We start from the raw sequence: 10,843 nt of genomic DNA, 5'->3' as shown, positions 1-10,843 counted from the left end.
TGGCGGCGCAGGAATACGGGGTGCTGATCAACGTGACGCGCGGGCAGACGATCCGGCTGCTGCCGCCATTGATGATTGACGAGGCGGATGTGGACAGAATCGTGGCGGGGGTGGCGGGGGCGCTGGCTGGTTGATCCCGCGCGAATCAAAGCCTTCCCGGCTACACCGTCCTTGCGGCCCCAGTCAGCCCCGAGCGTGCTGGAGAGAAGTGACGCTCTTGTCGGGCCATTTGGATTGTCCCGCCAGCGGGACGATCAATCGCATTTATGCCCACTAATCACTCATTACTTCTCAAGGTAGGATGGCGCCACTTGATCGCCAAGCGGCGATTCTCACCTTGGGAAGCACTTCATGAAACTCTTGCACATCGATTCCAGCATCCTCGGCGATCACTCCGCTTCGCGTCAGTTGAGCCGCGGCGTCGTTCAGGCATTCACCGCCAGCACCCCGGAGACTCAGGTGGTGTACCGCGACCTCGCCAATGAGCCACTGACTCACTTCTCCGGCGCGACCCTGGCCGCTGCCGGTACGCCGGTGGAAGGGCGTGACGCAGCGCAGAAGCTTGAGGTGGACACCAACGAAGCAACCCTCGAAGAATTCCTGTCGGCGGACGTCGTGGTGATCGGTGCGCCGATGTACAACTTCAGCATCCCGAGCCAGTTGAAGGCGTGGATCGACCGCATCTGTGTGGCCGGCCGCACCTTTCGCTACACCGAAGCGGGCCCGGAAGGTCTGTGCAAGGGCAAGAAGGTGATCATCGTCTCCACCACCGGCGGTCTGCATCAGGGCCTGCCGAGCGGCGCCGGCCATGACGACCTGCTCAAGGTGGTGTTCGGCTTCATCGGCGTCACAGACCTGCAATTCGTCGTGGCAGAAGGCCTGGCCTACGGCGACGAACCACGCGCCGCTGCCATGACTGCCGCACAGAAGCACATCAGCGAAACACTGTTCGCTTAAGATTGACGCCGTTGCGCGCCTCGTCTGAGACGACGGCCGCAGCGATAAGCGCCAACCTGTAAAGCCCTGTCATCGCTGGCCCAGCCACCGACCGATGCCAGGGCTTTCGTTGTTTTGCCGCGGGTGTTCAGCCGCCCGACAGCCTTTACCTTTTCTTTGCGCGTAACCTGACTCCTTACACCGTAGAATGCCGGCCAATTCCGCCGATTCTACGTCCGGCGGCAACCGATCGCTTTCGTTCATCGAGCTTGGCCCGCCTTGTGCAACATTGATCCTCAAACGTTTCGGAATGTTATCCAACCCCAAGGGTCAGATAGCGACAGACGCCGTTTTAGTGGGGCTTCGGCCCATGAGCGTCTGAATCGGCAGGCTTGGATTGAGAAGGTGAGGGGCATTGCAATGATGCGTCTTTGTGCAGTGATGATGATCAGCTTGCTGGGCAGCCTGATTTCGGTGCAGGCCAGCGAGCTGCAGAGTTGGAGTGTGGGCTTTCACGAGCTGACGTTCCTCGATCCTCTGGATTCCCGGCCCATGCACGCCTACGCCTTTTACCCCTCCACCGACGACGAACATATCACCCGCGTTCAGGGTTATCCCATCGAAGCGTCGCAAGACGCCACCATCGCCATGGGCCGCTTCCCGCTGCTAATGGTGTCGCATGGCAATACCGGCACGCCCCTGGCCCAGCACGACCTGGCCACCTCGCTGGCGCGTAAAGGGTTTGTGGTGGTGGCGGTGTTTCATCCGGGCGATAACTACATGGACCACAGCCGCCTCGGCAGCCTGAGCAATCTCTATGGCCGCCCGCTGCAGATTTCCGAAGCCATCAGCGCCGCGTTGATTGACCCGATGCTGTCGCCTTACATCAGCGCCCGTCGGGTAGGGGTGATCGGCTATTCAGCGGGCGGGGAAACCGCCTTGATTCTCGCCGGTGCGCAACCGGATCTTCAGCGTCTGCGTCATTACTGCACCGAGCGCCCCCAGGACCGCGATGCGTGCAAGACCCAGGGTGAGCTGGTGGCAGATCGTGAAGACCTGCACGCCCAGGCCGATCCGCGCGTCGGCGCGTTGATGTTGATGGCGCCGCTGGGGTTGATGTTCGGTCGCCAGACCCTGGCTGAGGTGCATGTCCCCGTGCTGCTGTACAGCGGCGATGGGGACGAATTGCTGGCCATCGACAAGAACGCCGAGGCACTGGCGCGCAAGCTGCCCGATGTGTCCGACTTCAAATTGTTTGCCGGGGCAGGGCACTTCGTCTTCATGGCGCCCTGCGATGATGAGCAGCGCGCCACTCAACCAGGGTTGTGCACCGACGCCATTGGGGTCAACCGCGAGAGCATTCACCGCGACCTGAGCACCGAGGCCGTGCGCTTCTTTGGCACTGCCCTGGGCACGCCTTCAAACACCGCCGGCATGCAGACGGCCGTGCATCGCGAGATGGGACCCGTCAACGATCTGGAGCCGTAGCACTGCAAGAGACGGCGACGCTGAGCCGCGTGGCTTAGTCGGCGTCAGCCGCCGGCGAGGGCGCCGGTTTGCCGCGAATCACTTTGCCGCGCCGCTCCGCAATCTCCCGCGCCTGACCATCACGCTGCCCGCCGGTGCGTGCTTCGCTGATGAGCGCCGGGATCAATGGCCCTTCGGGAAGATTCTTCCAGAACCGCGCCGGTAAATGGCCTTGCATGACTTTCGGATTAAGCCGCGCCGGATTAAAGATGTGGCTGTAATACGTGAGCCACAGATTGCCGTGGGGATCATCGGCGTTGCGCGCCAGTGACTGCCACGCCTGCGGGCACACCGGCTGATGAATCAACCGTTCGCCGTCATAAAATACGCCGTCTTTGGGCGTGGCGATCATCCAGCGATGCCGCCCCATGCGCCCGATGAAGTGCTCGCTGGCGGTGTGCAGAATGTCGTGGGCCGGCTCGTGCCAGGCCACGTACTCCGGCAATCGGGTCATGTCCAGCAACGCCGCCCTGGCGGCGACGTCCTCGGCACTGTCCATCACCGGCAGCGCAACAAAGCGCAGAAATGCATGCAGGTGATGGGCTTCGCGGCTGACCTGTTTCAGGCGCCGGTGCAGTTCGCTGCCCAGCTTGTCTCCCGCCAGCATCGCCGTGCGGTCACCGTGGCTGACGCGCCAGAGCACCTCATACAGCAGCGTCCAGCGCTGATCACCGCAATATTGCGAGGCGTTCTGCAGCAGCTCCAGCAGTTCCAGAGGGATGCGCGCGCGAAACGGGCCGGGCTCGGCAGGGTAATCCGTGTCGCTGGCGAAGAGGTCGGCATCCTGCTGCACGCTCCAGCTGACCTGATCCGGATTGATCTGGTGGCTCAGCAACCAGCGGGCCTGTTGCCGCCACGTGTCGAAGGACTCGGCGCAATCGAGAATGATCATCCCCACAACGCCATTTGCTGAGGCTGCGGTTTGTCGCGCAGTTGCTCGCGCAAATCGATGCTTGAGCTTTCGGCCTGACGGGGATGGTAGTCGCTGGTGATGATGAAAGGCTTGGCCTTGGCCAGCACGCAGCGCAGCCGGGTCAGGTCTTCGTAGCGAATACGGCGTTGGCGGCGCAGTTCAACCAGACGCTTGGTGGTGCGAATGCCGATTCCGGGGATCCGCGCGATCATTGCCGGCTCCGCGCGGTTAAGGTCCAGCGGGAAGACGTCGCGGTGCTCCAGCGCCCAGGCAAGCTTGGGGTCGATGTCCAGCGCCAGGTGACCCGGCCCCTGCAGCAACTCGCCTGCGCTGTAACCATAGCTTCGCAGCAGAAAATCGGCCTGATACAGCCGGTGCTCGCGCATCAATGGCGGCGCGGCGTGGGGCACGCTTTTCGGGCTATTGGGAATCGGGCTGAAGGCTGAGTAGTAGACGCGCTTGAGGCGGAAATCGCCGTACAGTGACTCGGCGGTGTGCAGGATGGTGCTGTCGTCTGTGTCGTCGGCCCCCACAATCATTTGCGTGCTTTGCCCGGCTGGCGTAAAACGCGGCGCCTTGGGCTCGTTGAGAACGGTTTGCTGACCGGTGTAAATGGTTTGCATGGCCTGTTTGATCGAGCCCATTTCTTTTTCGGGCGCCAGGGTTTGCAGCCCCAACTGGGTCGGCAGTTCAATATTGACGCTCAAGCGGTCGGCGTAGCGGCCGGCTTCTTCGATCAGTGCAGGGTCAGCTTCAGGAATCGTTTTGAGGTGAATGTAGCCACGAAATTCGTGCTCTTCCCGCAGCAGCTTGGCGACGCGGATCAACTGCTCCATGGTGTAGTCGGCCGAGCGGATGATCCCTGAGCTCAAGAACAGGCCGCTGACGCAGTTGCGACGATAAAAGTCCAGCGTCAGCGTGACCACTTCTTCGGGACTGAAACGCGCGCGCGGCACATCGCTGGAACGGCGATTGACGCAGTACTGGCAGTCGTACAGACAGAAGTTGGTGAGGAGGATTTTCAGCAGCGAGACACAGCGCCCGTCAGGCGTATAGCTGTGGCAGATACCCATGCCAGTGCTGGACCCAAGCCCGGATTTGCCTTCCGAACTGCGTTTGGGTGCGGCGCTGCTGGCGCAGGAGGCGTCGTACTTGGCCGCGTCGGCGAGGATGCTCAGCTTGTCGATCAGCTGCATGGGTTTTCTCGATACTGGTTTTATGTACAGTATCGAGTTGACCTGCGATGAACAAGGGCCATTCGGATGGATGGCAAGCCCTTCAACTGATGCGCTGTACCAAATCCTTCAATTCGCCGAAATCTTTGACGCGATGGAAGTTGGCGTGGCCCGTAAACGCCGAGAAGTCAGTGTCGCCATAGCCCGCCACTTGCGCGCCGGCGCCCAGTCCGGCCTCCACGCCGGGAACGCTGTCTTCCACCAGCAGGCATTGCGCGGGAGGCAAACCCAACAACTGCGCGGCGTGTTCGATGAGCACCGGCGATGGCTTCCATGATTGCACCTCGTAGGCGCTGACAATCAGGCCGTGGAACACGTCAAGCAGACCGACCGTGCTCAGGCAGGTTTCGATCTTGCTGCGCGGGCCATTGGAGGCGACGCATTTGGGCAGCGACAGGCTGCGCACGAATTCGACGGCACCCGGCATCTCTTCCAGCTGTTCCTGCAGCAACGGCAGGGTACGTGAGCGGAACTCGTTGACGATGTCGTCGCTGGGCAGCCAAGGGTAATCGCGGCACAGGCCTTCCATGCACAGCGCAAATTGCACGCCCCTGAAGCGTTGCAGGACCTCGTCCACGCTCAACAGAACCTGATGTGTGTTGAGGATGTCACGCAGTAAACCGGCGGCGAGCCGTTCGCTGTCAACCAGGGTTCCGTCGCAGTCAAAAATAACGCCGGCAATATTCAAACAGGCTCTCCTTGGTTCTCGATCAAGTGGCTGACCGGATGGCGTGTGCAGATGTCTGGGATCTGGGTAAGGGGCAATTCGACCGGCATTATCCAGAAAAGTTGGCGGCAATGCCTCGGCTCTGACTTACGGTAGGGCGGAGCTTTGCTCGAGCGCACTAGCCGCCGCCATGTCCGGTTGTCCTTTTTACGCAGGCCGACGGGTTCATCGCCGGGCCTGCATATGGGTGCCGGTTACAGCTCAACCGGGGTGATGAGGGTTTTGTCGTTGAAGTAGCCGCTGACGTTGGCAAATACCAGGTCGGCCATGGCCTGGCGGGTTTCGTAGGTCCCCGAGCCGATGTGCGGCGTGAGCACCACGTTGTCCAGCTTCAACAGTTCGGCCGGTACGTTGGGCTCGTCGTCGAACACGTCCAGGCCTGCGCCGGCGATTTCCGAGGCCAGCAGCGAGGCGACCAGCGCCTTCTCGTCGACAACCGAGCCGCGGGCCACGTTGATCAGGAACGATTGGGGCCCCAGCGCTCTCAGCACGTCGGCGTTGATCAGGTGCTGGGTGTCCGGGCCGCCCGGGACGATGACAATCAGGTAGTCCGAGTCCTGGGCCAGTTCCTTGAGGTCGCCGTAGTGCTGGTAGGACACATCGTCGTAAGGGCGGCCACGGCGGAAGTAGGCGATGTTCATCTCGAAGGCCGCCGCGCGTTTGGCAATGGTTTTGCCGATCTTGCCCAGGCCGACGATGCCGCAGGTCTTGCCGCACAGGTCGTTGCCCAGCGGGAATTTGCCATGGGGCCATTTACCGGCGCGAACGAAGCGCTCGGCGTCGCTGATGCGTCGGGACACGCAGAGCATCAGCGCCATGGCGGTTTCGGCGACGGCGTTGTTGAGTACATCGGGGGTATTGCTCAGCGTGATGCCCCGGCGCGACAAGTAGTCGGTGTCGACCGCGTCGTAGCCCACGCCAAAGCTGTTGACCACTTCCAGGTTCGGCAGGCGATCGAGCAGGGCGTTGTCGGTGCCGAATACGCCGCTGGTGACGACGCCGCGGACCTTGGCCCCGTGTTCGTTGGCCCAGGCCTCGATATCCTCGATTTCCGCGCGTTTATGCACAGTGAAGTCGCGCTCAAGATTTTGCATCAATGATGCGTGCATCGGGCCCCAGACCAGAATGTCTGCTTTTTTCTCGCTCATTGTTTTCTCCTTCATCAGGCTAGATATGTGTCGGTACTCAGTACCTCGGCATAGGCAAAGCCCAGCGCGGACATAAATGCGGCGTGGACCTGGGCCGCGGGCACCACGCTGCCTTCGAACTCCAGGTTGCGGCTGGCGCAGGCGTCGTGAAGCACTTTGACGGTGTAACCGAGGTCCGCCGCCGCGCGGGTGGTGGCGTCGATGCACATGTGGCTCATGGAGCCGATGATCACCAGGTTCTCGACGCCCTTGTCTTTGAGCAGAGCCTGCAGCCCGGTTTCGCGGAACGAGTTAGGGAAATGCTTGAGCACCACCGGTTCGCTTTCAAGGTTCAGGACTTTGGGATGCAATTTGGCGCCATCGGAACCGGGGGTGAAGAAGGGTGCATCGGCGCCTGACTCATGGCGGATGAAGACAATCAGATCCCCGGCGTCGCGGGCGGCCTGAATCACCCTGGCGGAATTGTCAGCGGCGGCGTCGGCGCCTGCCAGTGGCCATTTACCGCCTGGAAAGTAGTCATTCTGGATATCGACTACGATGAGCGCTGTGCTGGACATGGGGCCTTCCTTGTTCGTGGGTTGTCGGGTGTGGGCAGAGTATTACCACCTGAATGGCGTGGTGAGCAACGACAGCATCGTTCGCCCATGCGCCGCTTTCCCGGCTAAAGCCGCTCCAACTAAGGCTACGCGGAGTGAGAGTAGGACCGGCTTCAGCCGGGAAGAGGCCACTGCGTACGACATCGATTGTACGGCGTGACGTCCGACGCCTTCCGGCTAAAGCCGGTCCTACTAAGGCTACGCGGAGTGACAGTAGGACCGGCTTCAGCCGGGAAGAGGCCAGTGCGTACGACATCAATTGTGCGGCGTGACGTCCGACGCCTTCCCGGCTAAAGCCGGTCCTACCAAGGCTACGCGGAGTGAGAGTAGGACCGGCTTCAGCCGGGAAGAGGCCAGTGCGTATGACATCAATTGTGCGGCGCGACGTCCGACGCCTTCCCGGCTAAAGCCGGTCCTACTAAGGGTACGCGGAGTGAGAGTAGGACCGGCTTCAGCCGGGAAGAGGCCAGTGCGTACGACATCAATTATGCGGCGTGACGTCCGACGCCTTCCCGGCTAAAGCCGGTCCTACTAAGGCTACGCGGAGTGACAGTAGGACCGGCTTCAGCCGGGAAGAGGCCAGTGTGTGCGACATCATTTTGCGGCGTGCTGCCTGACGCTTTCCCGGCTAAAGCCGGTCCTACCGTCGAGGTCACGGCCAATTCCACTGGATGCCTGCGATGCCGTTAGCGGGACTGTCTCCGGCCCCGTTTGAATCAGCAGCGCTTCCCGCTGTCCATAGCCCGCCACCCTGTTTGAGTAACCAGCGAGAATTCATGCCCGTGAATGGAATCAGCCGCCACCTCCATGCCCTTGCCAGCCTGATCCTGCTGACGCTGCTCGCAGGTTGCAGCGCGCAGCGCACCCAGGAACCCGCGCCGGAGCCGGCTGCGGTGCGCAGTGAAATCGTGCGGCTGTTGCCTGCCAGTGTGGCCGACCGCCAGGGCTGGGCGCAGGACATTCAGCGCGCCTTTGACGCGCAGAAGATTGACCCTACCGTTGAAAACCTCTGTTCTGTGCTGGCCGTCGCCGAGCAGGAATCGAATTTTCAGGTCGATCCGGCTGTCCCCGGCATGGGCAAGATCGCCCAGGATGAAATCGACCGTCGCGCCAGCAAGGCGCACATTCCCAATCTGCTGGTGCGCAGCGCGCTGGACATCCGCTCTTCGACCGGCAAAACCTACAGTGAGCGCCTGAGCGCTGCGCGTACCGAAAAAGACCTGAGCGCGATTTTCGATGACTTCATTGGCATGGTTCCGCTGGGCCGGACCCTGTTCGGCAACTTCAACCCGGTTCACACCGCCGGTCCCATGCAGGTCAGCATTGAGTTTGCCGAGCGTCAGGCCCGGGATTATCCGTACCCGGTCGAAGGGTCCATTCGCCACGAAGTGTTCAGCCGTCGCGGTGGCCTGTATTTCGGTATCGCCCATTTGCTGGGCTATCCGGTCAGCTACGACAAGCCGCTGTACCGCTTCGCCGACTTCAACGCAGGCTGGTACGCCAGTCGCAATGCTGCATTTCAGAGCGCGCTGGCACGGGTGTCCGGCAAGCGCCTGGCCCTGGATGGCGACCTGATCAGCTACGGGTTCGGCCCGGCGCTGGGGCAGACCGAGCTGGCCGTGCGCAGCGTCTACCCGCAGCTGGACATGCGCAACACCGTCATCCGCAGCCAACTGGAGAAGGGTGAATCCCTGGACTTCGAGGACACCGAACTGTACGCGCGGATTTTCGCCATGGCCGACAAGGCGGCGGGCAAACCGCTCCCGAGGGCAATTTTGCCGGGCATCGTGCTGGAGAGCCCAAAGATCACCCGCAAGCTGACCACCGCCTGGTTCGCCCAGCGCGTGGAGGAGCGACGCGTGCGCTGCATGACCCGTGCCTCAGGTGCGTTGAAGTAAGGACGCTACGGCCGGCGCGTTCCTGGCGAGAATGGGTCCGCATGAAGCGGCACGCCGTTCGTCCCCTCTCGGGCACCGGGACGGGATCACCCACTCAAATATCGATGCGCGACGCGGAAATTTTCCTGCGCCGCCGTTTTATAGGCAGGAGCCCCGCTTGTGAGTCGCGACATGGAAACACCCACCATCATTACCAGCAGCAACCCGGCCGCTGAAGAACAAGTCGCCAATGCCCAGGTGGCTGACGCGATGCTGTTTGGATCGCCGAAGGACCGGCTGGATTTCTACCGCAAGGAAATCCAGTACGAAACGGCCATCCTCTCCGACCGCACCAACGCCTATCTGTCTGCGCAGTCCTTTCTGGTGATCGCCTTCGCCTCGTCGATGGCCAACCTCAATCCGGAATGGGGCAAGATGTTCACGCTGGTGGTGCCGCCCTTTCTGACACTGCTTGGACTGATCAGCTCCATGCACGCCTGGCCGGGCATTCGCGCGGCATACGAGATCATCGATCACTGGCATTTCAAACAGGCCCAGTTACTCATCAGCCAGCCGGCCATGGGACTCGCGTATGACGACTCGCCCTTGTTCAGCGAGCATGAATCCAGTGAGAAGGGCTACCGCAAGTCGCTGTTGTTCTCCATGCGCACGCCGTGGCTGTTTATTGTGTTCTGGTTTTTGTTGGGGGCTTTTTCAATCTACGTGCAGGTCGTCGACAGCGTATTTTAAGTCCGCGACGATCGCGCCGATAAAGAAACAACGAAAACGGGCTGATGTTATGTTGACACCAAGTCGCGGCAGGCGTATTTCGTCTGCCCGGATCATGGCCGTTGCCGGGGCTACAATCGCGTGAGCCAGGCAGTCTTCCCATCACGCCTTGGCAACGAGTGACGCCCCGGCAACACCTGCCGCTCAACGTTCGGTGTTTTTTTAGACCATCCCGCGTATTTCACAGGCCTGCTCAAGTCGACTCACTCTGAAGCTCGACGTGCACTCACTGGAGCCACCCTCATGGCAGCATTGCAACAAATCACCCTGGACGCCCTCAAGCGCGCCGAATCCCAGCTGGCTGTGCAATGGCACGCCGATCTGGAAGCCAGCGGCGCAACGCGCAATCTCAAGCCTGAAGAAACTCGCCAGCAAGTCGCCGACTTCCTGCGCCTGCTGACGTCAACGCTGGAGAAGGGTGGCTCTGCCAACATCACCACCGCCGAGTGGGACGACGCTCGTCATTTCCTTGAAAAGCTCTCCACCCAGCGCGCCTTGGCCGGTCAGGATTCCCAGCAGACCGCCAGTTTCATCTTCGCCCTCAAGGGCCCGCTGTTCGCCCAGCTGCAACAGGCCTTTGCCGACCAGCCGGCGCTGATGGCCGAGCAAGTGCTGCACATGTCCGAGCTGCTCGATGGTCTGGGTCTGCACACCATCCGCACGTATCAGAAGTCCCGTGAAGCGGTGATCAAGCGTCAGCAGGAAGAACTGCTCGAGCTGTCCACGCCGGTGGTCAAGCTGTGGGACGGCGTTCTGGCGCTGCCGATGATCGGCACGCTGGATTCGCAACGCACCCAGGTGGTCATGGAATCGCTGTTGCAACGCATCGTCGACACCGGCGCAGAAATTGCCATCATCGACATCACCGGCGTGCCGACCGTCGACACCCTGGTCGCCCAGCATTTGCTTAAAACCGTCACGGCGATCCGCCTGATGGGCGCCGATTGCATCATCAGTGGCGTGCGTCCGCAGATTGCCCAGACCATCGTGCACCTGGGCCTGGACCTGCAGGGCGTCGTGACCAAAGCCAATCTGGCCGACGCCCTCGCGCTGGCCCTGCGCCGTCTGGGCGTCACCCTCACCAAGGCGGTATGA

General features: G+C 61.6%; 10 protein-coding genes and 1 pseudogene. 6 read left to right on the top strand and 5 right to left on the bottom strand.

Features of this window, described 5'->3' with window-relative positions:
- The 3 genes and pseudogenes from VF672_RS05725 to VF672_RS05715 form a co-directional block, all read left to right on the top strand.
- Window positions 1-134 (top strand): annotated as a pseudogene (locus VF672_RS05725) (aspartate aminotransferase family protein); the annotation flags it as partial.
- 217 nt (window positions 135-351) lie between these two features.
- Window positions 352-957, top strand: a complete 606-nt coding sequence (locus VF672_RS05720) for an FMN-dependent NADH-azoreductase (RefSeq protein WP_331102371.1) — start codon at window positions 352-354, stop codon at window positions 955-957.
- Window positions 958-1,356: 399 nt separating this feature from the next.
- Complete coding sequence (locus tag VF672_RS05715) at window positions 1,357-2,424, top strand: dienelactone hydrolase (RefSeq protein WP_331102370.1); 1,068 nt, start codon at window positions 1,357-1,359, stop codon at window positions 2,422-2,424.
- A gap of 34 nt (window positions 2,425-2,458) precedes the next feature.
- On the opposite strand, the gene VF672_RS05710 is transcribed toward VF672_RS05715, so the two are convergent.
- From VF672_RS05710 to VF672_RS05690, 5 genes are all read right to left on the bottom strand, one after another.
- A complete protein-coding gene (locus VF672_RS05710) occupies window positions 2,459-3,355 on the bottom strand; it encodes a TIGR03915 family putative DNA repair protein (protein ID WP_331102369.1) in 897 nt (298 codons plus the stop codon).
- On the bottom strand, window positions 3,352-4,572 hold the full coding sequence (locus VF672_RS05705; RefSeq protein WP_331102367.1) for a putative DNA modification/repair radical SAM protein: 1,221 nt from the start codon (window positions 4,570-4,572) through the stop codon (window positions 3,352-3,354). Before VF672_RS05705 ends, VF672_RS05710 begins: the two co-directional genes overlap by 4 nt.
- Before the next feature lie 82 nt (window positions 4,573-4,654).
- Window positions 4,655-5,299: an HAD-IA family hydrolase gene (locus tag VF672_RS05700; protein WP_331102364.1), complete on the bottom strand. Its 645-nt coding sequence runs from the start codon at window positions 5,297-5,299 to the stop codon at window positions 4,655-4,657.
- Between the two features lie 233 nt (window positions 5,300-5,532).
- On the bottom strand, window positions 5,533-6,486 hold the full coding sequence (locus tag VF672_RS05695) for a 2-hydroxyacid dehydrogenase (RefSeq protein ID WP_331102362.1): 954 nt from the start codon (window positions 6,484-6,486) through the stop codon (window positions 5,533-5,535).
- Window positions 6,487-6,500: 14 nt separating this feature from the next.
- Window positions 6,501-7,043: a cysteine hydrolase family protein gene (locus VF672_RS05690; RefSeq protein WP_331102359.1), complete on the bottom strand. Its 543-nt coding sequence runs from the start codon at window positions 7,041-7,043 to the stop codon at window positions 6,501-6,503.
- Between the two features lie 815 nt (window positions 7,044-7,858).
- Between VF672_RS05690 and VF672_RS05685 the strand changes: the two genes are divergently transcribed.
- The 3 genes from VF672_RS05685 to VF672_RS05675 all read left to right on the top strand — a co-directional run bounded on the left by VF672_RS05685 (window position 7,859) and on the right by VF672_RS05675 (window position 10,843).
- Window positions 7,859-8,980, top strand: coding sequence for a DUF1615 domain-containing protein (locus tag VF672_RS05685; protein ID WP_331102357.1), 1,122 nt, complete (start codon window positions 7,859-7,861; stop codon window positions 8,978-8,980).
- 171 nt (window positions 8,981-9,151) lie between these two features.
- The gene (locus tag VF672_RS05680; protein WP_414705577.1) at window positions 9,152-9,709 is read left to right on the top strand and encodes a hypothetical protein; all 558 of its coding nucleotides are present in this window, start codon (window positions 9,152-9,154) and stop codon (window positions 9,707-9,709) included.
- 282 nt (window positions 9,710-9,991) lie between these two features.
- Window positions 9,992-10,843 (top strand): STAS domain-containing protein, encoded by an 852-nt coding sequence (locus VF672_RS05675; RefSeq protein WP_331102356.1) that lies wholly within the window; start codon window positions 9,992-9,994, stop codon window positions 10,841-10,843.

This window comes from Pseudomonas sp., assembly GCF_036387035.1.
Lineage (GTDB): Bacteria > Pseudomonadota > Gammaproteobacteria > Pseudomonadales > Pseudomonadaceae > Aquipseudomonas.
Note: the sequence above shows the minus strand (reverse complement) of the source record. Positions and strands in the feature narration are given on the sequence as shown.

Excerpts from the sequence above, each read along its gene's own strand:
- VF672_RS05720 (WP_331102371.1), top strand. The coding sequence starts at position 352 with ATGAAACTCTTGCACATCGATTCCAGCATCCTCGGCGATCACTCCGCT.
- VF672_RS05715 (WP_331102370.1), top strand. The coding sequence starts at position 1,357 with ATGATGCGTCTTTGTGCAGTGATGATGATCAGCTTGCTGGGCAGCCTG.
- VF672_RS05710 (WP_331102369.1), bottom strand. The coding sequence starts at position 3,355 with ATGATCATTCTCGATTGCGCCGAGTCCTTCGACACGTGGCGGCAACAG.
- VF672_RS05705 (WP_331102367.1), bottom strand. The coding sequence starts at position 4,572 with ATGCAGCTGATCGACAAGCTGAGCATCCTCGCCGACGCGGCCAAGTAC.
- VF672_RS05695 (WP_331102362.1), bottom strand. The coding sequence starts at position 6,486 with ATGAGCGAGAAAAAAGCAGACATTCTGGTCTGGGGCCCGATGCACGCA.
- VF672_RS05690 (WP_331102359.1), bottom strand. The coding sequence starts at position 7,043 with ATGTCCAGCACAGCGCTCATCGTAGTCGATATCCAGAATGACTACTTT.
- VF672_RS05685 (WP_331102357.1), top strand. The coding sequence starts at position 7,859 with ATGCCCGTGAATGGAATCAGCCGCCACCTCCATGCCCTTGCCAGCCTG.
- VF672_RS05680 (WP_414705577.1), top strand. The coding sequence starts at position 9,152 with ATGGAAACACCCACCATCATTACCAGCAGCAACCCGGCCGCTGAAGAA.
- VF672_RS05675 (WP_331102356.1), top strand. The coding sequence starts at position 9,992 with ATGGCAGCATTGCAACAAATCACCCTGGACGCCCTCAAGCGCGCCGAA.